This is a genomic window from Shewanella colwelliana, assembly GCF_001735525.1.
GTDB classification, from domain to species: domain Bacteria; phylum Pseudomonadota; class Gammaproteobacteria; order Enterobacterales; family Shewanellaceae; genus Shewanella; species Shewanella colwelliana.
Genome location: NZ_MCBT01000037.1, coordinates 47,684 through 68,398, shown reverse-complemented (window position 1 = coordinate 68,398; position 20,715 = coordinate 47,684). Strand labels below are relative to the sequence as shown.

Here is a 20,715-nt window from a genome sequence, read left to right as displayed (position 1 = left end):
TAACTAAATGTTTCTAATCATTGTTTAGTTTCTACCAACTCACATTAGTGATTAATGAGTTAGGGATAATCTCTATGGCAATTTGCTATATATTAGGCTAACGAGCAGCGTCCAGTGCGGATGAGTGGTGCAAGGCTTGAGCATTGGCGGCTTTTGAGAAACAAAAAAGCCTAACTTTTCAGTTAGGCTTTTTTGTTGAATTGGTCGGTATGAGAGGATTCGAACCTCCGACCCCTGACACCCCATGACAGTGCGCTACCGGGCTGCGCTACATACCGATTTATCACTAACAGCATCAAGTTGGGGGCTGTTAGGACAGGCCGAACTTTATCAACTAGTTGCGGCTTGCGCAAGTCTTTAGCGTTCAACCTATTATCGATTGATTAGTTTCTAATCGCACATCACAACGTGTGCTTAATGATTATAAAAACGTCTTCCTTCTCGCATCACTTCGATAAGTTCTGGCGCACTGATTTTTTTACGAATTCTTTGACTGTAGGCTTTGTTGTAAATTCGGTATTTACCATGGCGATCGATCACAGTTATCTCATCTTGTTGGTAGATGCCAAAAATAAGATTATCACCGACGTAGCTCCATGCTGCCGAATTTGGTTGCAGTAAGCTACGCCCTGAACTGTAGTCTTTTGCTGGGTTATTACAGTTTAACAACTGGGTCATAATGGTCGGGACTATGCCTGAATGACTGGTTGCATAATCTACCGATTTAGAATGCTGCTGATTGGGCCAGTGAATAATTAATGGCACTTGGACGTTGCTGGGGGATAAGTTAGAGCGTGACTCATCTCCATTACTGGTAAACACTTTTCCGCTTACCCCAGTGACCAGCACAAAGGTATTGCTAGGCAGCTCAGTGAGCAGCTGTTGAAGCTGGGTATCAACAAAATATAATGATTGACGATACTGATTAAACAAGACTTTTTGCGCGGCTTTTAGCGGCAATTGAGGCTTGACGGTTTCGATTCCAAGAAAACCCACCGGAGTATCATAGCTATCAGGACTTTGCAGATTAACCAATGAATACCATGGTTGGTTTTGCGCTTTATGCCATTGCCTAAACGCCTCAATAGCTTTGATATCAGCCATAGCGACGCCATCGTCGATCGATTGAACCTGATTATCTAGCCCTTGATAAAGGGCATGTGGGACGATGTTGTCTTTGTCTGGAGCAAAGCGACCCATGGCATAGCCTTGGCGAGCCAGCTCTTGATGCAGCGCTGGTGGACGGTAATTTAGGTCATTGGCGGCAATGTAGCTACCTTGTAAGCCATAGAGTAGCGAAAACATACCGCTGTTATGCATGTTGCCGCCACTTAAGTGATGTTTGAACTGGTGATTTTGCTGTGCAAACTGACTTAAAAACGGCATGGTGACAGGATCGAGTAGATCAGCTCTAAAGCCGTCAATTGCGACGATGAGGATATTAATTTGATCATCAGGTTTGCACTGTAGTGGTGCGATAGGGTAATTCAGCGCAGGTTGCAGACTCTCGGGCGCATGGGCAACCGTGCTCTTTTCTATGCCATGGCTTTCCATAAAGGATCTTGCTGTTGCCGGATAGGAGAGAGGATAGGCGTCATCGAGTCGGGTGATTTCGGTAATATCAGCAGCATCAGCCCAGATGTGAATTAAATGGCTACTGATAAAACAGATCCCTACAACTGCCACGACTTTGTTGCCACAGTTTACCTTGCGGATTTTCTCGATTCGTTTCCACAGATAATTGGCGGCGGTAAGCTCTAAAATTAGAATACCGATTGGAGTAACAATGTATGAGGTACCTTGTAGTAATGCGTTGAGGTCGGCCCACGCAATATCAAAGACAAATGGGCTGAGGTGCAAGCCATAATCGTCATAAATCAAAGTGTCATACAGTAAGACGCACAAGCTTAACGTTGCAGCGACTGCAGCAAGCCCGCGTAATATCTTGGAGTAAGGCAAGATAAGAGTAATGGGAAACAGCAATACAAGGTATACAATGAATGCTAAGAAACTAAAGTGACCTATCGTGCTAATGACTAAATAAAACCAGCCTAACCAGCTCTCTGGTGCACCGACGGTTTCAATATAACGGACACCGACAATCATAGCCAAAAAGCCGTTAAAAAAGGCAAACCAATGCCCCCAGCTAACTAAGCGTGATACGCGATCACGTCCCATCTCTTTTTTACGCTCGATCATAGGGATCCGCTAATTATTGAAAATCGACACTATCTTAATTTTTTATCTAGTAATATTGCCAGTTTTTTACCAATAAAAACAAATTTATTGGTCACATCTGACATCAATCATTGCTAGCTTTTTACCGACTGAGTCAGGGCTTTGGCAAATTGCTCTGCGACTTGCTCACGCGCTTCTTGTGGTACTTTACGAGTGAGTAGGTCTGTCACACAGTTACCCAAAACCATCAAGCTTAGATCGGTTGGTGCTTGGTGTTTAGCTAATACCGCTAGCATTTCAGCGATGATAGATTCTACTTGAGTGTTTGAGTATTTAGATTGGATAGCCATATAAAAAATTTTTCACTTTTAATTGAAATAGCAGCATATAATAACGGATTTCTACCATTATCACTATCGAGGCTTATGAGTATTAACGTCGAACAAGCAATTATTCATGCTATTTCCCAAGATGGCGATGGCCAACTAAGTTGCAGATTGCGCCCACAACCGCTTTTAAACAGCCAAGCGGTAGAAACAATGCTGGATGAGTTGCATCAAACTTACACGACAAAAGCGGGTAAAGGCTTTGGTCATTTCGGTACTCATGGCGAAGATGGTGAAGCCAACCCTAAGTTTAAAGATGCGCTAACTGAATATCGCAATGGCGAATTGGGTTTTGTGGAGTTTTCCGGACTTGCGGGCAAACTGTTGCAAGAAGAACTGGCAAAATATGATTTCAGTCAGGGCGGATTCTTGTTGCTGTCCTGCTATACCCATATGACCAGTGACTACCTCTTTGTGTCGTTGCTGAATGCTAAATCGTCGATGACAGTGCTCGATGACATGGAGCTATCGCAAAACACCCATCTAGATTTGAACAATGTTCAACTGGCGGCGCGTATTGATCTGACCGAATGGCAGGCCGATCCCGATTCCGTCAAATATATCTCGTTTGTTCGTGGACGAGCGGGGCGTAAGGTTGCCGATTTCTTCTTAGACTTTATGGGCTGTGTCGAAGGGGTCAATACCAAAGCGCAAAACAAGTCGTTGATGAACGCTGTTGAAGACTTTGTTTCAGGCAGTGAGTTGACTAAGGATGAGCGTCAGCAGTGTCGAGAGAAAGTGTTTGAATACTGTAGTGAACGTTGTGATGTCGGTGCCGATATTCAACTTAAAGATCTGGCCGATGAACTGGCTGATTCGGGTATGGATTCATTCTATGATTTTGCGCAGGGCGGCGATTATGAACTGGAAGATGAGTTTCCTGGTGATAAACCCACTTTACGCCAGTTAAAGAAGTTTTCAGGAACCGGTGGTGGTGTTACCTTGAGCTTTGATGGTCAGCATTTAGGTGAGCGGGTGATCTATGACCCTATCTCAGATTCCATATTAATCAAAGGTGTGCCGGCCAATCTTAAAGATCAGTTAGATAGGCGCTTAAAAGGCGGGCAATAGTTTCAAGCGAGTATTAATGAAAAGCGCCGTAATTAGGCGCTTTTCATTTTTTGGCTGTAGGCGATGGCTGACCGACACAAAGATAGACAAAATAGCCGATTGATGGCTATCAATATTGCTGTAGCTTGCTAAAATGACCTTCCATGGATGCGATCATCCAAGCTTGATTTTGAATCCGTTGGCCGATTGCCAGTGGGATTATAGAAGGGTGGACTGTTTTTCTGCCTAGGAGATTAAATGCAACTTTTCGTTAGAGATTTAACCGTTATCGATTTTTCATATCTATGCCCAATCCGCGGTATGGTAGGAGAAAGCTGGATTGTCGATGTGCTGCTCGATGGCGGCTTGGACGATCAAAATATGGTGTTGGATTTTGCTAAAGTCAAACGCACGATAAAAAACACCATTGACGACGTCGCTGACCACCGTCTATTGATCCCCACAGCCTGCTCTGAAGTCAGATGGCAGCAGCAAGGCGATCGTGTTTGGATGGATTTTAAAAGCCTGTCAGGAAATATCCACCTTGCTTGTCCCGCGCAAGCCTTCGCCCTTATTCCTACAGAGATCATTGATTTCGATAGCGTCAATGCGTTCTTGCAAAAGGCGTTAAAAGAGGTATTGCCAGATAATGTTAATGGGATAGCACTTACTTTACGTAATGAACTGCACGAAACTCCTTTTTATCATTATTCACATGGCCTTAGAAAGCATGATGGAAATTGTCAACGTATTGCGCATGGCCACAGAAGTCCGATTAATGTGTTTGAAAATGGTGTGTCGGCGCCGCAATGGGATGAGTACTGGGCACGTCGTTGGAAGGATATCTATCTAGGCTCTGTTGAGGATTTGGTTGAAGTTGATGAGTTAGACTTGTCAGTGCAAACCCTTGTGAGTGACGACACCCACTATGGTTTTCATTACGTATCGCCTCAAGGGGATTTCCAGTTGGCGATGCCTAAGAAACGGTGTGAAATTATTCCCCACGATACGACCGTTGAACTCCTGGCCGAATTTATTGCCAATACATTAGTGACTGAAGTGCCTGATAGTGAGTTTAAAGTGATCGCCTTTGAAGGTGTCGGTAAAGGTGCGATTTCGGTTAAAGGCAAACAAACCGATAGTGAATAATGAAAGGAGTTGTTGTGAAAGCCATTTTGATACCCGTTATTTTGTCCTTACTTACTGTCAGTGGCTTAGCCACTGCAGAGGTCTCATTGTATGGCAAAATGGAACAAGGTGCTTTGATACGGGGTGAGACACTACCCGGCAGTGCCGTGTACCTTAATGGCCAGCCTATTCAAGTGACCGCAGACGGTAAGTTTGCCTTTGGTTTTGAACGTGAAGCGTCGCTATCTCAACAGCTAAAGCTGGTTTATCCTGATGGACTGACCCAAGTCAAACCTCTGACTATTACGGAAAAAAAATATAAGATTGATAGGGTTAATGGTATTGCTAAAAAGATCATGAAGCCTGATCCCCAAGCACAAGCTAGGGCGGCAAAAGACAGCAAACAAGTTAAGGCTGCACGCAGTACCTTTAGTGAACAAGAGGCTTTTAGCCATGATTTTATTTGGCCGTTAACGGGCAGAATTTCAGGCGTTTACGGTAGTCAGCGAGTGTATAATGGTAAGCCGGGTAATCCGCATTATGGTGTTGATGTAGCGGCGAAAACAGGCACTGTCGTTGTGGCGCCTGCTGACGGTGTGATTAGCCTGTCTGTGCCCGACATGTTCTATTCTGGTGGCACGATTGTGCTCGATCATGGTTATGGTGTGAGCTCAAGCTTTCTGCATTTGAGTAAGCTTTATGTTGAGCAAGGTGATGAGATCAAACAAGGCCAGCCGATTGCCGAAGTTGGGGCGACGGGCAGAGCAACTGGGCCACATCTAGATTGGCGGCTTAATTGGTTTCAGATGCGTCTAGACCCTGTGACAGTGGTGCCCTCGATGCAGAGCGCACTGGCGAGGCAGTAGCAAACAAATAGGTAAAAAGGCGTCTAGGACGCCTTTTTAGATCTCAATCAATAGCTTCATTTATTTTGGTTTCATCACTTAGCGCCCGCATCAATCAATGCATTTTTAAAGTCGTTCAGCCAACGGCGGTAAACGGTGCGCACATCTCCCCAATTAAATACTTGAGTATTCTGTCGCCACTGTTCAAAGGCTTGACCACGATCTGCCACTTTGGCTAATACTTCACCGGTTTCTCCATCTTTAATCACAGCAAGCAGCAACATTGACCCTGACGTTTGCGTGTAGGTACTTCCCAATGAGCGGTAACTTTTACGACTTTTCTCTATTGGTGCACTAAGACGAATATCGGTGACTGCTGCTTGGATGATTAAGGTATTGGCGCCAGCTTTGTGAACCAGGGTAAATGGCTGTTCAGCATTAAATACTCTTTGGCTCATCTCATGAAATGCCGTTGCCATTTTAGTCAGGCTCTCATCTGGCAGTTGGTATGTCGCATTAGGGCCATCAGTGCGGGGGTCTATTTTAGGTGGTTTGTAGTCTGGACTATGATCCTTGGTGACTTGTAATGGGCTAAAGTAGAGTTTGCTGTAACGCGTCCAATCGACATTGGGCCGCACGTATGAAAGTGCTAACCTGCTATTTTCTACCTTTACTAAACCTTCATTGGTGACTTGAGCTTTGTCGCCTGTCGGTATGCTGGGGGCCTGACTACTACAGCCCGCAATGCTTGAGAGCATAATGCTGCCAATGAGTGGCGCGATTCTGTAACGATTCATCTTTTCGTCCTTAAAAATTTATTGAACAAAACAAAGTATTTATACGCTAAACGCGTGATAGAGGATCAGCTTTTAACACCTGTCTATTATTTGCTTTGCAGGGCTTGTATTTAGTACTTGGTGATCGTAAGTGGCCGCGAGCGCGTATGATCACCATGTTGTTTTACTGGGTATAAATGTGATCAATACAAAGGCTTCAATTAATTTATCTCAATCGGAGAAAACTGAGTACCCACTTAGTTTAGCTGTCTTTCCGCTACCACTGTTTATCTTGCCTGGTGGGGTTCAACGATTGAGGATATTTGAACCTCGCTATCTCACTATGGTCTCCCAGGCGACTAATGGTGATGGCTTTGTGATGGCGCGTTACGATAAAAATGCTATGCATAACGTCGCAGGTTGGGGGACCCGAGTACAGATCATTGATTTTGACATGGATGATGATGGTGTGTTGGTCATAGATGTTAGAGGACAGCATCTGGTGCGGTTAGAGGAGCTATATAGCCGAGATGATAGCTTATTGATGGCCAAGACCGACTATCTGCCCCATTGGACCTGCTTGGAAGCTGGGGCAACGGCGACAGATCTGGCAACGCTGCTTAAATCCATCTTCGACGACAACGACAAGCTAGCCGAGCTGTACCAACAAGTCTATTTTGACTCTGGTGAGTGGGTGTGTGCTCGCTTTTTGGAACTATTGCCCTTATCCTTGAATGATAAGGAAAAATTTATTGAGCCCAGTAGTTACATTCAGCTTAAGCAATTTCTCCATACGTTTATTTTCGGTAATGAAAAATTAAATTGATCCCTTTTGCCTTACTGAGCGTATTGACTGTTAATTAATGACAATGGTTGAGACGATATGCAGCAGACAGTGAGCAGAAGCGACCCGAGCAGGGAGAGCAAGACTATCGCCAATATCGCCGAGCAGCAGGTACCAGAAGAGCTATCTGATTGGCTAGTGAGCGTTGCATCACAACGAGACAAGCAAGCATTTACACGTTTGTTTCAGTTTTTCGCACCCAAAATTCTTCGGTTCGGTATAAAGCAACTGGGTAATGAAGCCCAAGGCAACGAGTTGGTGCAAGACACAATGACCAATGTCTGGCGTAAAGCTCACCTCTATGACAGTAGCAAAGGGGCGGCAACCACCTGGGTTTACACCATAATGCGTAATGCCTCGTTCGATATGTTGCGCCGAATTAAAGCGAAGAATGAGCAAAACCTTGGTGACGACATCTGGCCTGTTGACATGGCTCAAGATGAGGGAACTAACGATACCGAGAGTTTTGGTGATCATCTGATGGAAAAGCAGATGTTGGATTATGTAGAGTCTTTGCCGCTTGCCCAGCAAGCCGTGGTTAAGGGCGTTTACTACCAAGAGCTGTCGCAGGAGCAGTTGGCGCAGCAGTTGGGGGTCCCAATAGGCACCGTAAAGTCGAGATTACGATTAGCACTAGCTAAATTAAAGCAACAGATGGGAGACGAGTATCATGATTAAACATCATCCAACTCAGGCATTATTAAAGGATTTTGTTTCAGGTGATCTTGAAGCATCTGTGGCTGTGTTAGTCGCAAGCCATGTTGAAATGTGTGCAGTGTGCCGTGGCGCTGTGCAAGCTCTGACGGAACAGGCAGCCGATGAGGCATTTGCAGCCGTGAGTGGAATGCAAAGTTCAACGGGTTACGTTGATCTGATGTGGTCATTTGACCCTGCTGAAAATCTTGCCGATAATTTTGTTGCTGAGGAAGCTTTTTCAGGTCAAGGCAATGGGGGCGGTGACGGTTCTGCGCTGGCAATGATTGATGCCATCACGGAAACGCCGCAAGATGCGCGTATTGTTTTACCGCAAACGGTTACCGAGATTGAGGTGGCGGGTAAACGTATCTCTCTACCAAGGTCGCTTAAATCTATTGCACTGAAAGAGTGGCAAGGCATGGGCAAATTATCTAGAGCACGTTTGGCGCTTGATGATGATGAACGTCGCATGAGCTTATTGCATATCGACAAAGGCGGAAGCGTGCCGACTCACACCCACAAAGGCTTCGAAATAACCCTGTTACTAGAGGGTAGTTTTGATGATGAGATGGGTCATTATGTGGCTGGAGATTTTATCTGGTTAGATGGCGAACATACCCATCAGCCCGTGACTCAAGATGGATGTGTGTGTTTAACGGTATCGAGTGATGCAATTCACTTTACTCAAGGTGTGAGTCAAATACTTAATCCAATTGGTCGCTTTATTTACTAGTGACATTTAGTGGTATGTGTGGGGGATAGGACGATGGAAAAGAAACTAAAGATAGGCATTAGTGCGTGTGTGATGGGCGAGCCAGTCCGTTACGATCGAGGACATAAAAAATCTAATTTTTGTGTAGAGCAGCTTGGTGAATTTGCACAGTTTAAGCCCGTTTGCCCAGAGATGGCGATTGGCTTGCCTGTTCCACGCCCCACAATACGTCAAATCATCAAAGACAATATTATTACTGTGTCTCGTCCTGATGGCACTGGTGATGTTACCCAGCAGCTGAAAGCCTTTGGTCAGCAAGCAGCGAGTCAATATGATCAATTAGCGGGCTTTGTGTTTTGTGCGAAAAGTCCAAGCTGTGGTATGGAGCGGGTAAAGGTTTATCATCACCATGGTAAAGGCTCTGAGTCCACAGGTATCGGTGTGTTTGCTGAACAAGTGATGAAAGCTAACCCGCTATTGCCTTGTGAAGAAAATGGCCGTTTGAATGATCCAATTATCAAAGAAAACTTCATTACGCGGATTTTCACCTATCAGAAATGGCTCGACCTGAAAGCAGAAGGCTTGACCAAACATAAGTTGATCGCCTTCCATAGCGCACACAAATATTTGGTGATGAGTCATCATGTGGAGAGTTATCGGGCACTAGGGCGTTTACTGGCGCAAGCCGATGTCGATTTAGATGAACTGGCTGACAGTTATATTGCCGGTTTGATGGAGGCGCTTAAACATAAAGCCTCTCGTCGTAGTCACACCAACACGCTGCAGCACCTACAAGGCTACTTTAAGAGACAGCTTGACGAGGTCAAGCGTAAAGAGCTTACCGATGAAATTGCAGCCTATCGCCAAGGCCTGTCACCTCTATTGGTGCCACTTACCTTGATTAAACACTATTTAATAGAGTTTCCTAATGCGTACCTGCAAGATCAGGTTTACCTTAACCCTCATCCGAAGGAGCTTAGACTGAGGTATGGCTATTGAGTGGTGTTTACTGGATTCGTCGAGATTTAAGAACGCATGACAATCCTGCCTTGAGCGCCGCTGTTGCTCAAGGCGTTAATACCGCAGTTTTTATCTCAACGCCTCTGCAATGGCAACAGCATAACCTAGCGCCAATAAAAGCCGATTTTATCGCTAGGCATCTGCTGCTACTTTCTCAGCAGTTAGCAGCGATGGGCATTGAGCTTGTTCATCTTCATGCCCAGGCATTCGGTGACCAAAATACGGTACTAACAAAGTTTTGTCAGCAACGCGGTTACAGCCAAATCTACGCTAATAGTGAGCCGGAATTAGATGAAATAAACCGCGATGAGAGGCTCGGCCAATCAGGGCTATCACTCAATATATTCCATTGTGACACGATTATTCCACCCGGTAATGTGCTGAATAAGCAAGGGGAGATGTTTAAGGTTTTCACCCCATTCAAAAATGCCTGGCTGCAACGCTTGCGTCAGACTGGTGTTGCTTATCAGGCTTTGCCAGATATTGAACCTGCCCGAACAATAGAAACCGCCAGTCAGTGCGTGACATTTGACTACCCTCTGGTTGATTCAACGGCTTGGCCTTTAGCCGATGTTGTAATGGCACAGGTTTTTCCTCGGTTTATACAGACCAAGCTGGAGCGCTATGGCGCGCAGCGTGATATTCCCAGCATAAAAGGTACATCTGGCCTGTCTCCCTATTTAGCCATCGGCGCCATTAGCCCTCGTTGGTTGGCACTGCAGCTGATTCAGCAAGTTCCTGAAATACTAGAGGATCAACAGCACCTTGCGTTTAGTTGGTTAAACGAATTGATATGGCGAGACTTTTATAAACACCTGTTGTTTCATTACCCCAGTTTAATTAAAGGCGACAGTTTTCAACCCAAATATCAGGGAGCAAAATGGATCGGTAGCGAGCAAGATTTCAATGCTTGGTGCCAAGCAAAAACAGGTTATCCGTTGGTCGATGCGGCGATGAGGCAGTTATTGCAAACGGGTTGGATGCACAATCGGCTGCGAATGGTGGTCGCAAGTTTCTTAACTAAGCACCTGTTGGTCAATTGGCGCCTGGGTGAGCAGTTTTTTATGTCGCACCTTATCGATGGCGATTTTAGTGCTAATAATGGTGGTTGGCAGTGGGCCGCTAGCACTGGATGCGATGCCCAGCCATACTTTAGGATCTTTAATCCGATAACCCAAAGTCAAAAGTTTGATCCTAATGGTAAATTCATCCGTAAATATGTACCAGAGCTGGCCAATATACCCGATAAACATATTCATTTTCCCCATGAGTATATTGCGCAGCAAGGGATAGACGTAGGCTACTGTTTGCCGATTGTCGAACATAAGCAAGCGCGTTTAAGGGCGTTGGCCTTTTACAAAGCATATTAGGATGTGGAAAATATGGCATACCCATTATGGTTACAAAACTTTATATCCGTATACAGTGAGCTGGGTACAGATAACCTCAGTTCGCTGGAGCACATATATCATCCACAAGTTGAATTTTTAGACCCTATCCATAGAGTTGAGGGATTTGAGCATTTATTGGCTTATTTTCGTCAACTCTACACCCAAGTCAGCAGCTGTGATTTTAAGATTGAAGAAGTGATTGTTGCTGACAGTCAAGCGGCTATCTATTGGACCATGACCTACCGCCATAAGCAGTTAAATGGTGGTGAGGCAATCACAGTCGAGGGGCATTCAAGACTGAAGGCCAGAGACAATAAAGTGATTTATCACCGTGATTATATTGATATTGGTGCCATGCTTTATGAACACATTCCACTTATTGGTGGCGTGATTAAAATGATCAAACGTCGGGCGGCCAACTAATGCGTATTATGATAACTGGTGCGACCTCAGGAATTGGTAAAGCCTTGACAGTGGCATATGCTGGTGCAGGCCATCAAGTGATCGCTTGTGGTCGCAGTGCAGACAAACTCGATGAATTGAAGCAAGAGTCATCTCATATCGATAGCTTATGCTTTGACTTAACGGATTTCGATAATTATCCAAATTTTGCGTCGGAGCAAACAGGTTTAGATCTGCTCATTTTTAACGCCGGCGACTGCGAATATATTGATGATGCACTTAATTTCGATGCGAAACGTTTTGAACGAGTGATCAATATTAACTTAATCTCTGTGGCTTATGGCTTACAAGCTTGGTTGAAGCACTTAAAACCAGGGGGGAGGTTAGTGCTGGTCAGCTCTAGCGCACGTTTTTTACCGCTTCCTAGAGCGGAAGCCTACGGCGCTTCAAAAGCAGCCTTGAGTTATTTGGGGCGTACGCTTGCTATCGACCTTGAAAAACATCAACTGGCCGTGACAACGGTGCATCCGGGATTTGTCGATACACCACTTACCGAGCGCAACACCTTTGCTATGCCGATGATCGTGAGTAGTGAACAAGCAGCGGCTAAAATAATTCAAGGCCTAGATAAAGGTCTAGATGAGATCAGTTTCCCCTCGGTGTTTATATTTTTGATGAAATGCTTACGTTGCTTGCCATTTTCGTGGTGGCGCAAAGTCGCAAAAAGGATTGTCTAGAAATGAAAAAAATTGCTGTGATTGGATCTGGGATTTCTGGACTGACTTGCGCTTATTTACTTGATAAGCAGTATGCCGTGACAGTATTTGAAAAGAACCACTATGTGGGTGGACATACCGCAACCGTTGATGTGCATCACCAAGGTAAAGACTATGCGATAGACACCGGCTTTATCGTTTTTAATGACAGAACCTATCCTAACTTTAATCGTCTGCTTTCCCTGCTAGGCATTGACTGCCAGCCGACGGAGATGAGTTTTAGTGTTCACAATCGGCAAACGCGGTTCGAATACAATGGACATGGTATCAATGCGTTATTTGCTCAGCGACGAAACATCTTTAGACCACAATTTTGGCGTTTGATCGCTGAGATTTTAAAATTCAATCGCCTGTGTAAGCGTCTTTATCATGAACAGCGTATTGATAGCAGCATGACCCTTGGGGATCTGCTGCAACAACACCAATTTTCTGATTTTTTTTGCCAACACTATATTTTACCTATGGGCGCGGCGATCTGGTCGACGAGTTTGGCTGAGATGGCTAAGTTTGAACTGAAATTCTTTATTCAGTTTTTCTACAACCATGGGCTCCTCAACATCAGTGACCGTCCGCAATGGCATGTGGTACCGGGTGGTTCTCGTGAATATGTAAAAGCTATCCTGGCGCAGCTTAGTCAACCAGTTAAGACTGATAGCGATATTGCACAAGTGACTCGCAGTGAAGAGGGCGTCCACATTGAAATGTCCAGTGGGGAGTCAATGAGATTTGATGAGGTGATCTTTGCTTGTCATTCTGATCAAGCACTCGCTTTGCTTGGCGATGCTAATGACGCGGAGCAGCAGGTACTTGGCGGTATTCCATACAGTCGAAATGAAGTTGTGCTGCATACCGATACCTCACTCCTACCAGATCGAGAGCTCGCTTGGGCTAGCTGGAACTATATGTTGGATGACAACTTGTCTCGACCAGCATGCGTCACCTACAACATGAATATCTTGCAAGGGATTGAAAGTGAAAGCACTTTCTGCGTCACCCTTAACCAAAGTGAGCAAATCGCGCCTGAAAAAGTGATCAGAAGTTTTGTCTATCACCATCCGGTGCTTAACGATGCCAGTGTCGCAGCGCAGCAACAGCGCTCACTAATTTGCGGCAAACGTGGTTGTCATTTTGTTGGAGCTTATTGGTATAACGGTTTTCATGAAGATGGTGTACGCAGTGCATTGGATGTGACTAAACGCTTTGGTTTGTCTTTATGAATACGCCATTGGATGAGCACAGCGGGATCTATTTAGGCGATGTACGTCATCGTCGCTATAAAGGCGTATTTCATCAATTTAGCTACAGGATGTATATGTTAGGTATCGATATTGATGAGCTTCCATCGCTGATAAAGCGCAGCAAAGTATTCGGTTTGAACTGGTATAACCCGATACGATTTTTTGAAAAAGATTATTTAAAAAATGAACCTGGAAGTCTTAAGCAACGTATTGGTAATAAAGTCAGATCGCTTGGAGGCGATTGGCATGACAATAACAGGGTCGTTATGTTGGCGCAGTGTCGTTGTATGGGGCTCTATTTTAGTCCGATAAATTTCTATTTTTGTTACGACACCGCCAACCAATGCCAATACATGCTGGCAGAAGTGAGCAACACTCCTTGGAAGGAAAGGCACTATTACTTGCTTGAGCTTAGCGGCGAGATGAAGGTAAAAAAAGCCTTCCATGTGTCGCCCTTTATGGAGATGGACATGACCTACCATTGGCGTGTCAGCCCACCTGGGAGTAAAGCGATGGTGCATATTGAAAATCACCAGCAGCAGAAGGTGTTCGACGCCACGTTAGCCATGTCTAAAAAGGCATTTACCGCAGCAGAGTTAGCATCGACATGGCGGTCGATACCGTCAATGACGCTGAAGATGGTAGCAGGCATTTATTGGCAAGCACTGAAACTGTTTGTTAGGCGGGTGCCCTTTATTGCCCATCCTGAAACGAAAAAAATATAATTAGTTTACGATACTTTAGAGCGAGGTTTTCATGGAGCAACTAGCCAAACAGCATCAAACGCTGGCAAAAAATTCAACGGACTGCCGCGTCGAGGTTAATAAGTACCGTAACGTAATTTTTGGTCTACTCAATCATCTTAAAGAGGCCTGTGTCGAAGTTATCGAAGCTGATAATCATACCGTCCTCGGTGACAGAAATGCGCCGCTGCAGGGGCAGATAGTGGTTCATGATGCCAGTTTCTATCAAGATGTGGTTAAAGGTGGCAGCATTGGTGCCGCAGAAGCTTTTCTTGATGCTAAGTGGACCAGCCCAGATCTGACTCGTCTTGTTCAAGTCTTTGCGAGAAATCAAGCTCAGCTCGATGCCTTAGAAAGCAAGATGGAGTGGGTAACGCGAATTAAGAATCTGTTTCTACGCCGTAAAAATGCCAATAGTGAACAAGGCTCGAAGCGCAATATTTTGGCCCATTATGATATTGGCAATAACCTCTACGAGCGGTTCTTAGATGACAGTATGCTTTATTCTTGTGCTATCTACAGTGATGATGCGACCAGTTTAACCGACGCGCAGCAGCTCAAGATGCAGCAAATTTGCCAGCGATTAGAACTCAAACCCAGTGACAGTGTGATTGAGATTGGTACGGGCTGGGGTGGTTTAGCCATCTATATGGCACAGCACTATGGTTGTCAGGTGACGACAACTACCATCTCAGATGCACAATATTCATTTGCCCAGAAGCGCATTGAAGCCCTTGGTTTATCGAACAAAATAACATTACTAAAGCAAGATTACCGCAAACTAAGTGGAGAGTATGACAAACTGGTCTCTATTGAGATGATTGAAGCGGTCGGCCATGAATACTTACCGACCTTTTTTGACACCTGCGCTAACCTGCTTAAACCCCAAGGAAAGATGTTAATTCAAGCGATAACCATTGCTGATAGTCGTTATGAAAAATATCGCAAGGGCGTCGACTTTATTCAGAAGTATATTTTCCCCGGTGGCGCACTGCCTTCAGTTGCTGTGATGAGCAACATCATCGCTGAACGGACAGATATGGTTATCCATGAGGTGCAAGACATTGGTTTGCACTATGCACGTACATTAAATGATTGGCGCGTGGCCTTTGAAGCTCGCTGGGATGAGTTAGCGTCATTGGGGTATAGCGAAGAGTTTAAACGTTTGTGGCTGTTCTATTTTTGCTACTGTGAAGGTGCCTTTCGTGAGCGCGTGATCAGTACTCATCATCTCGTGGCCAGAAAGCCACGTTTTGTAGGACAAAGTGATGAAACGATTCTGGATTATTAATTTAGCCCTATTTCAGGCGGCTTGGTTTGCTGCGGCGTTCGCCACTTCGATGGCGGTGCCCATCATGGTATTGATACTCTGTATTCATTTTTACCTGACGCCGACACCTAAGCTGGATGCAAAACTCTTACTCTTGATGCCCATTGGGGTCGCTGTAGACAAAGTGTTGATGGAACTCGGATTATTTTATGCTGGCAGTGAGATATTCCCGCTGTGGCTGCTATTACTTTGGTGCATGTTTGTGATCAGCTTAAATCACAGTTTGAAGTGGTTTGCCAGCCAACCTTTACTGCTTATCATCGCTTTTGGTGCAGTAGGTGGCGCGGGCAGTTATTGGGCTGGCATTCGCTTAGGCGTGTTACAACAAGAATTACCTGCTATGACAACGATAGCCCTGCTAATGATCGCGTGGGGCGGCTTATTCCCACTATTAACCCGCTGTGCTCAATTGTTAGCACAGTCAAACGTTCGCAGAGTGTGAGGTGAACCATGGCTAAATTGCTATTGATTTTTCTGTTCAGTACAGGTGTGTCCGCATCAACCCTTACTCACCTGACCAAGTCTGGTGAAGGTGAGATGACCTACCTGTTTTGGACCTTGTATCGCGCCGAGCTGTTTGTCAGTAACAGTGACACAGCTTCTTTCGACGCGGGCGATAGGGCGTTGCGCATTGAGTATTTCAAAGATATTGATAAGCATGCCTTAATTGAGGCTACGGCGGAGCAGTGGCAACATTTAGGGTATCAAGCTACCGATATTCAACGGTGGATGGCACCGCTGACTCAGATCTGGCCTGATGTTGCTCCAGGTGACGTATTGACCTTGGTGGTGGCTGATAACGGCTTGAGTCATTTCTATTTTGGTGACAATTTGCTGGGGGTCATTGAGCAGCCTGATTTTGGTGAAGCATTTCTCTCAATCTGGTTATCGGAAAAGACGTCAGAACCTGAGTTGCGTAGACAGTTACTAGGATTAAGCCAATGAAAAAAATACTCTCTATTGCGTTAGTCATCCTGTTATCTGCATGCGGCAGTGCCAGCCTAGAGGAGCACACGAATACCACCCCTGAGTTGAAGCTTGAGCAATTTTTTGATGGTAAGCTCAAAGCCTACGGGATAGTGCTAGATCGCAGCGGCAACATGTTGCGTCGATTTGACGTCGACTTAATAGCGAGCTGGCAAGGTAACAAGGGGGAGATTAAAGAGTGGTTTGAATTTGATGATGGTGAAAAGTCGACTCGCGTATGGCGCTTAGAGAGTCTTGGTGACAATAGCTACAGTGGTGAAGCTGGCGATGTCATAGGCACTGCATACGGTGAAACTCGCGGTTCTGCGCTGTACTGGAAATACGATCTCTCTATCGAAGTGGATGGTGAAACCTACCAGGTAACGTTAGATGATTGGATGTTTCTCATCGATGACAAGCGCCTCTTTAACAAGACTGACATGACAAAGTTTGGTATTAAAGTGGGCGAAGTCATTCTTTATATAGAAAAAATTTGATACCCAACACCATCAAGGCATCAACCAAACTTCGCCTTCAGAGCTAGGTTATCTCTTTTCTGAAGCGATTATCGCTTTTATACCGTGGGCATGAACCTTAATACAGAGGCCTTGATGTTTGAATGCTATGGTGGGATTGGCCAAGCGTTCATGTTCACCTTGAGGCGAGCTAAGTTTGACATCTATTTCGCTGTCACCGGCGATAACGGGGGCAAGTGTTGGTACTGCTTCAATCAATTGCGCACTTAACTGCTGGCCGTTGCACGCGTTACCTGGCAGTACAAGTTCAATGTGTTCCCAACCCTCATTTGGATACTGTTTCTCTCCAGGATAGGGCAGTTCCACACAATCGATGCACATTGGGCCCAACATCAGCGGCGTGTTCAGCTCGATGATCAAAATAGGGCGACCATTAATCATATTATTAGAAATGATTGCGCCTTGATGGCAAAAGTGGTCACGCAAAGAATCAGCGGCAGTGTCGCTATTGACTCGAAGTGCGACATGGTCGCAAACCATATTTAGCCTATCGAGTTGTAGATCGGCGAGAAAAGAAACTATTGTCGCTTCAAATGTTGGCCAGGTATCGATTAACGTTTGCGCCGTGATTGTGTTTTGATTCATGGTAGAACTTTCTCTAAGCAGGCAATAAGGTTGAAGTGTTAGCGGACAGCTGATGCTATGGCCAGATCTCAATCGGCGTGCCGGTGTCAATCGCCTGCCATAATTCATCAATTTCATGATTTTTAATGGCAATGCAACCGTCAGTCCAGTTGAGCTTTTGCGCTTCGTCAGGCGTTAATGTGGAGTTGGGGTTTTGCCCATGGATCATGATTTGGCCACCAGGGTCGATACCTAACGCATCAGCGCGCAGCTTATCTTCCTCATTGGGGTAAGAGATATGAATTGCACGGTAATAGGCGCTATCGGACTTTTTATAGTCAAGGATGTAACGACCTTCTGGCGTGCGTTGATCACCCTCTTGCAGCTTATGACCAACAGGTCGGTCACCCATGGCTATTTTGTAGCGGCGTAACACCTTGCCATTGCGCATTAAAAGCATGCTGGTGTCAGACTTATTAACCACGACAAGATCAACTTTACCAATACTAGACTGACTCGCACTGTGAGGCGAGTTTTGAATGCTACTGGCGGCAACACTTAGTTGTGACATGCAGAGCAGCACTAATAGTAAAATCTGTTTGAAAAGTATTCGCATTTTATTAACTGGAAAATTAATGATCTCGTTAAGGTGTTCATCATACCTTATTTTAGATTAAGCTGGATCGGTAAATTAGATGGATTATGATTAAGCGCCAAAGCGCGTTTATGGCGATAAAAGGAAAAATTTGATAGATGGATTCATCCTCAACAGAGCAGACCGTTAAACAAAAGCTGCGACGTGTAATATTTGGCACTGATACTAAGGCAGGGCGATATTTCGATATATCCTTGATTATCTGTATTATTCTCAGTGTTCTACTGGTTTTTATTGACACGGTTGATTCGGTTCACAAAGAGTATGGCGGCGTTATCCGTATTGTCGAATGGGTCTTTACTGGGATATTTACTCTTGAGTATCTGTTGCGACTCTATTGCTCTGCACAACCGGTACAATATGCGCGCAGCTTTTACGGTATTGTCGACCTGCTATCTATTTTACCGAGTTATTTAGCGCTTATCTTTCCGGGGGCGAATTTTACCTTAGTGATTCGAATTCTGAGGTTGTTTAGAATATTCCGTGTTCTCAAGTTGCTGCGTTATTTGAGTGAGGGCAATATTTTACTGCGTGCCATGATGCAATCTAGTCGTAAGGTGTTTCTGTTTTTCTTCTCGGTTAGCCTGATTGTGATGGTCCTTAGTGCGTTTATGTATGTGGTTGAAGGTCCTGAAAATGGTTTTACATCGATCCCTAAGTCTATCTATTGGACCATAGTGACCATTACCACCGTAGGATATGGAGATATTACGCCGCAGACGGCTTTAGGTCAGGGTATTGCTGCGCTAACCATGTTGATCGGTTACTCCATCATTGCTATTCCAACGGGTATTTTAACCGCAGAGATCTCGCAAGAGATAGTGCGTAAAAAAGATCTACGTCGCTGCAGTAACTGTTTAAAAACGGGCCATGAAATTAACGCGCTCTATTGCGACAAATGCGGTAGTGAGTTGGAATCCGATCTTTAGCACTCTCATACGATGGCAAAGGTGTCATCGTAATCAAGGAATGACATGACCACAGCAAAGTTTGTCCAAGGGCCTATTTTACGCCATATATTGGTGATGAGCTCCACTGCCGCGGTGGGGATATCAGCACTGTTTGTTGTTGATCTTATTGATATCTTTTTTCTTAGTTTACTCGGCGAGCAGGAACTTGCAGCAGCTGTTGGTTACGCTGGAACCATCTCTTTTTTCACCACCTCTATTGGTATCGGTCTGTCGATTGCACTTGGGGCATTAGTTTCTCGTGCCATTGGCGCCAAAGAGTTTGAGTTGGCTAAACGTTTATTGCTCAATAGTGCTGTGATGACACTACTGGTGGCAGTATTTGTGGCCATTGTGGTGACTTTGTTCATACCTGAATTATTAGCCCTTGTTGGCGCAACAGGCCGCACCGCGGAATTGGCTGCCGACTACCTCTATATACTTGTCCCATCTATGCCACTTATCTGTTTGGCAATGGCACTAGGTGCAGCACTGCGAGCGGTCGGTGATGCTAAATTATCCATGGTTTCAACCCTAACGGGTGGTGGTGTAAACCTTGTGTTTGACCCCATTTTTATTTTCTTATTTGCTATGGGAATCGAGGGGGCTGCGGTTGCCTCTGTGCTAGCGAGAGTTGCCGTATTAGTGGTTGCCGCACGAGGTGTAATCATCAAGCATAAGTTGTTTGGTCGCTTTCAGTTTTCCCATTTTAAAGCCGATATTGGCGCCATATTTGCCATTGCTGCGCCAGCGATGCTAACCAATATCGCAACCCCCATAGGCAATGCGGTGGTCACCCGTGCGATTGCTGATTTCGGTGACAGTTATGTTGCTGCATGGGCTGTGCTGGGGCGTTTAACGCCCGTAGCGTTTGGGATGATATTTGCGTTGTCTGGGGCTATTGGCCCTATTGTTGGGCAAAACTTTGGCGCCCGAGAGTTTGAGCGCGTCAAAGAGAGCCTGACCAAGGCGCTGCTATTTTGTGGGGGGTATGTGCTGTTGGTATCAATAATACTGTTTGCACTACAAGAGCAGATTATTATCGTGTTTGATATGCACGGCGATGGCGCTGAATTGATCCGTTTTTTCTGTAGTTATATTGCCGTTTTCTTTGTCTTCTCTGGCGCATTGTTTGTAGCCAATGCGTCGTTTAATAATTTAGGCAAAGCCAAATATTCGACACTGTTTAACGTGGGTAAAGCGACATTAGGCACGATTCCGTTTGTATACTATGGAGCCCAATGGGGCGGTGTAGAAGGGGTGTTGATTGGCCAAGTGATCGGTACTATTGTTTTTGCAGCGTTAGGGGTGTGGACCGCATACCGTCTGGTTGACAAAGTTCAGTCGACAAGCGTTTTTTATACGTCTACAGACGACGAATATGATGAGTTAAATGAAGAGCTTAGCCCAAGCAGTCCCAATCCACTCTCATCTTCTTGTGCACAAATGGCGCAGATCAGTGAAGAGCAAGATTGTGAAGCGAGTAACAGAGTGACCGAATTAGTGAGTGGATCACGACGAGATTAACGCTG

At 45.2% G+C, this 20,715-nt stretch carries 23 protein-coding genes and 1 tRNA gene; 18 read left to right on the top strand and 6 right to left on the bottom strand.

Going from position 1 to position 20,715, the window contains the following annotated elements; genetic code table 11:
• Positions 1-201: 201 nt before the first annotated feature.
• The 3 genes from BEL05_RS11895 to BEL05_RS11885 form a co-directional block, all read right to left on the bottom strand.
• Positions 202-278 (bottom strand) — tRNA-Pro (locus tag BEL05_RS11895).
• Positions 279-414: 136 nt separating this feature from the next.
• Positions 415-2,199 (bottom strand): DUF3413 domain-containing protein, encoded by a 1,785-nt coding sequence (locus tag BEL05_RS11890; protein ID WP_069671299.1) that lies wholly within the window; start codon positions 2,197-2,199, stop codon positions 415-417.
• Between the two features lie 113 nt (positions 2,200-2,312).
• A complete protein-coding gene (locus tag BEL05_RS11885) occupies positions 2,313-2,528 on the bottom strand; it encodes a YejL family protein (protein WP_028764025.1) in 216 nt (71 codons plus the stop codon).
• 75 nt (positions 2,529-2,603) lie between these two features.
• On the opposite strand from BEL05_RS11885, the gene yejK reads away from it, so the two are divergent.
• The 3 genes from yejK to BEL05_RS11870 all read left to right on the top strand — a co-directional run bounded on the left by yejK (position 2,604) and on the right by BEL05_RS11870 (position 5,608).
• Positions 2,604-3,635 (top strand): nucleoid-associated protein YejK, encoded by a 1,032-nt coding sequence (gene yejK / locus BEL05_RS11880; protein ID WP_028764026.1) that lies wholly within the window; start codon positions 2,604-2,606, stop codon positions 3,633-3,635.
• A 237-nt stretch (positions 3,636-3,872) separates the two neighbouring features.
• Positions 3,873-4,763 carry a 6-carboxytetrahydropterin synthase gene (locus BEL05_RS11875; protein WP_069671298.1) on the top strand — a complete coding sequence of 297 codons (891 nt, stop codon included), beginning with the start codon at positions 3,873-3,875 and terminating at the stop codon, positions 4,761-4,763.
• Positions 4,764-4,777: 14 nt separating this feature from the next.
• Positions 4,778-5,608: a M23 family metallopeptidase gene (locus tag BEL05_RS11870; protein WP_462691941.1), complete on the top strand. Its 831-nt coding sequence runs from the start codon at positions 4,778-4,780 to the stop codon at positions 5,606-5,608.
• A gap of 74 nt (positions 5,609-5,682) precedes the next feature.
• Here BEL05_RS11870 and BEL05_RS11865 read toward each other — a convergent pair whose 3' ends face one another.
• Complete coding sequence (locus BEL05_RS11865) at positions 5,683-6,384, bottom strand: DUF3313 family protein (RefSeq protein WP_069671296.1); 702 nt, start codon at positions 6,382-6,384, stop codon at positions 5,683-5,685.
• Positions 6,385-6,562: 178 nt separating this feature from the next.
• Here BEL05_RS11865 and BEL05_RS11860 point away from each other — a divergent pair, with 178 nt between their 5' ends.
• From BEL05_RS11860 to BEL05_RS11800, 13 genes are read left to right on the top strand one after another with little or no spacing between them, the layout of a single operon-like run.
• Entirely contained in the window at positions 6,563-7,189 is a 627-nt protein-coding gene (locus tag BEL05_RS11860; protein WP_175427341.1) for an LON peptidase substrate-binding domain-containing protein, read from the top strand.
• Between the two features lie 57 nt (positions 7,190-7,246).
• Positions 7,247-7,885: a sigma-70 family RNA polymerase sigma factor gene (locus BEL05_RS11855; protein ID WP_069671295.1), complete on the top strand. Its 639-nt coding sequence runs from the start codon at positions 7,247-7,249 to the stop codon at positions 7,883-7,885.
• On the top strand, positions 7,878-8,636 hold the full coding sequence (locus BEL05_RS11850; protein ID WP_069671294.1) for a ChrR family anti-sigma-E factor: 759 nt from the start codon (positions 7,878-7,880) through the stop codon (positions 8,634-8,636). Before BEL05_RS11855 ends, BEL05_RS11850 begins: the two co-directional genes overlap by 8 nt.
• A gap of 33 nt (positions 8,637-8,669) precedes the next feature.
• Positions 8,670-9,614, top strand: coding sequence for a YbgA family protein (locus BEL05_RS11845; RefSeq protein ID WP_069671293.1), 945 nt, complete (start codon positions 8,670-8,672; stop codon positions 9,612-9,614).
• Positions 9,611-11,005 carry a deoxyribodipyrimidine photo-lyase gene (gene phrB / locus BEL05_RS11840; protein ID WP_069671292.1) on the top strand — a complete coding sequence of 465 codons (1,395 nt, stop codon included), beginning with the start codon at positions 9,611-9,613 and terminating at the stop codon, positions 11,003-11,005. The genes BEL05_RS11845 and phrB overlap by 4 nt, the downstream gene beginning before the upstream one ends.
• Positions 11,006-11,017: 12 nt before the next feature.
• Positions 11,018-11,449 (top strand): nuclear transport factor 2 family protein, encoded by a 432-nt coding sequence (locus BEL05_RS11835; RefSeq protein WP_069671291.1) that lies wholly within the window; start codon positions 11,018-11,020, stop codon positions 11,447-11,449.
• On the top strand, positions 11,449-12,165 hold the full coding sequence (locus BEL05_RS11830) for an SDR family NAD(P)-dependent oxidoreductase (RefSeq protein ID WP_069671290.1): 717 nt from the start codon (positions 11,449-11,451) through the stop codon (positions 12,163-12,165). The genes BEL05_RS11835 and BEL05_RS11830 overlap by 1 nt, the downstream gene beginning before the upstream one ends.
• A gap of 2 nt (positions 12,166-12,167) precedes the next feature.
• Complete coding sequence (locus BEL05_RS11825; protein ID WP_069671289.1) at positions 12,168-13,421, top strand: NAD(P)/FAD-dependent oxidoreductase; 1,254 nt, start codon at positions 12,168-12,170, stop codon at positions 13,419-13,421.
• Positions 13,418-14,167: a DUF1365 domain-containing protein gene (locus BEL05_RS11820; RefSeq protein ID WP_175427340.1), complete on the top strand. Its 750-nt coding sequence runs from the start codon at positions 13,418-13,420 to the stop codon at positions 14,165-14,167. The genes BEL05_RS11825 and BEL05_RS11820 overlap by 4 nt, the downstream gene beginning before the upstream one ends.
• A gap of 31 nt (positions 14,168-14,198) precedes the next feature.
• On the top strand, positions 14,199-15,476 hold the full coding sequence (locus BEL05_RS11815; RefSeq protein WP_069671288.1) for an SAM-dependent methyltransferase: 1,278 nt from the start codon (positions 14,199-14,201) through the stop codon (positions 15,474-15,476).
• Positions 15,454-15,957: a DUF2878 domain-containing protein gene (locus BEL05_RS11810; protein ID WP_069671287.1), complete on the top strand. Its 504-nt coding sequence runs from the start codon at positions 15,454-15,456 to the stop codon at positions 15,955-15,957. The genes BEL05_RS11815 and BEL05_RS11810 overlap by 23 nt, the downstream gene beginning before the upstream one ends.
• 8 nt (positions 15,958-15,965) lie before the next feature.
• The gene (locus tag BEL05_RS11805; protein ID WP_069671286.1) at positions 15,966-16,460 is read left to right on the top strand and encodes a chalcone isomerase family protein; all 495 of its coding nucleotides are present in this window, start codon (positions 15,966-15,968) and stop codon (positions 16,458-16,460) included.
• A complete protein-coding gene (locus tag BEL05_RS11800; protein ID WP_069671285.1) occupies positions 16,457-16,978 on the top strand; it encodes a DUF3833 domain-containing protein in 522 nt (173 codons plus the stop codon). The genes BEL05_RS11805 and BEL05_RS11800 overlap by 4 nt, the downstream gene beginning before the upstream one ends.
• Positions 16,979-17,026: 48 nt before the next feature.
• On the opposite strand, the gene BEL05_RS11795 is transcribed toward BEL05_RS11800, so the two are convergent.
• Together BEL05_RS11795 and BEL05_RS11790 are read right to left on the bottom strand one after the other, a co-directional pair.
• Positions 17,027-17,602, bottom strand: coding sequence for a VOC family protein (locus BEL05_RS11795; RefSeq protein ID WP_069671284.1), 576 nt, complete (start codon positions 17,600-17,602; stop codon positions 17,027-17,029).
• Between the two features lie 55 nt (positions 17,603-17,657).
• Positions 17,658-18,152, bottom strand: a complete 495-nt coding sequence (locus tag BEL05_RS11790; protein ID WP_037428595.1) for a L,D-transpeptidase family protein — start codon at positions 18,150-18,152, stop codon at positions 17,658-17,660.
• Between the two features lie 182 nt (positions 18,153-18,334).
• Here BEL05_RS11790 and BEL05_RS11785 point away from each other — a divergent pair, with 182 nt between their 5' ends.
• Positions 18,335-19,165 carry an ion transporter gene (locus BEL05_RS11785; RefSeq protein WP_028764044.1) on the top strand — a complete coding sequence of 277 codons (831 nt, stop codon included), beginning with the start codon at positions 18,335-18,337 and terminating at the stop codon, positions 19,163-19,165.
• Between the two features lie 45 nt (positions 19,166-19,210).
• Entirely contained in the window at positions 19,211-20,710 is a 1,500-nt protein-coding gene (locus BEL05_RS11780; RefSeq protein ID WP_028764045.1) for an MATE family efflux transporter, read from the top strand.
• The last annotated feature ends 5 nt before the right edge of the window (positions 20,711-20,715 follow it).

Bases quoted from the DNA above. Each gene is read 5' to 3' on its own strand.
- BEL05_RS11890 (WP_069671299.1), bottom strand. From the start codon at position 2,199: ATGATCGAGCGTAAAAAAGAGATGGGACGTGATCGCGTATCACGCTTA.
- BEL05_RS11885 (WP_028764025.1), bottom strand. From the start codon at position 2,528: ATGGCTATCCAATCTAAATACTCAAACACTCAAGTAGAATCTATCATC.
- yejK (WP_028764026.1), top strand. From the start codon at position 2,604: ATGAGTATTAACGTCGAACAAGCAATTATTCATGCTATTTCCCAAGAT.
- BEL05_RS11875 (WP_069671298.1), top strand. From the start codon at position 3,873: ATGCAACTTTTCGTTAGAGATTTAACCGTTATCGATTTTTCATATCTA.
- BEL05_RS11865 (WP_069671296.1), bottom strand. From the start codon at position 6,384: ATGAATCGTTACAGAATCGCGCCACTCATTGGCAGCATTATGCTCTCA.
- BEL05_RS11855 (WP_069671295.1), top strand. From the start codon at position 7,247: ATGCAGCAGACAGTGAGCAGAAGCGACCCGAGCAGGGAGAGCAAGACT.
- BEL05_RS11850 (WP_069671294.1), top strand. From the start codon at position 7,878: ATGATTAAACATCATCCAACTCAGGCATTATTAAAGGATTTTGTTTCA.
- BEL05_RS11845 (WP_069671293.1), top strand. From the start codon at position 8,670: ATGGAAAAGAAACTAAAGATAGGCATTAGTGCGTGTGTGATGGGCGAG.
- BEL05_RS11835 (WP_069671291.1), top strand. From the start codon at position 11,018: ATGGCATACCCATTATGGTTACAAAACTTTATATCCGTATACAGTGAG.
- BEL05_RS11830 (WP_069671290.1), top strand. From the start codon at position 11,449: ATGCGTATTATGATAACTGGTGCGACCTCAGGAATTGGTAAAGCCTTG.
- BEL05_RS11825 (WP_069671289.1), top strand. From the start codon at position 12,168: ATGAAAAAAATTGCTGTGATTGGATCTGGGATTTCTGGACTGACTTGC.
- BEL05_RS11820 (WP_175427340.1), top strand. From the start codon at position 13,418: ATGAATACGCCATTGGATGAGCACAGCGGGATCTATTTAGGCGATGTA.
- BEL05_RS11815 (WP_069671288.1), top strand. From the start codon at position 14,199: ATGGAGCAACTAGCCAAACAGCATCAAACGCTGGCAAAAAATTCAACG.
- BEL05_RS11810 (WP_069671287.1), top strand. From the start codon at position 15,454: ATGAAACGATTCTGGATTATTAATTTAGCCCTATTTCAGGCGGCTTGG.
- BEL05_RS11805 (WP_069671286.1), top strand. From the start codon at position 15,966: ATGGCTAAATTGCTATTGATTTTTCTGTTCAGTACAGGTGTGTCCGCA.
- BEL05_RS11800 (WP_069671285.1), top strand. From the start codon at position 16,457: ATGAAAAAAATACTCTCTATTGCGTTAGTCATCCTGTTATCTGCATGC.
- BEL05_RS11795 (WP_069671284.1), bottom strand. From the start codon at position 17,602: ATGAATCAAAACACAATCACGGCGCAAACGTTAATCGATACCTGGCCA.
- BEL05_RS11790 (WP_037428595.1), bottom strand. From the start codon at position 18,152: ATGTCACAACTAAGTGTTGCCGCCAGTAGCATTCAAAACTCGCCTCAC.
- BEL05_RS11785 (WP_028764044.1), top strand. From the start codon at position 18,335: ATGGATTCATCCTCAACAGAGCAGACCGTTAAACAAAAGCTGCGACGT.
- BEL05_RS11780 (WP_028764045.1), top strand. From the start codon at position 19,211: ATGACCACAGCAAAGTTTGTCCAAGGGCCTATTTTACGCCATATATTG.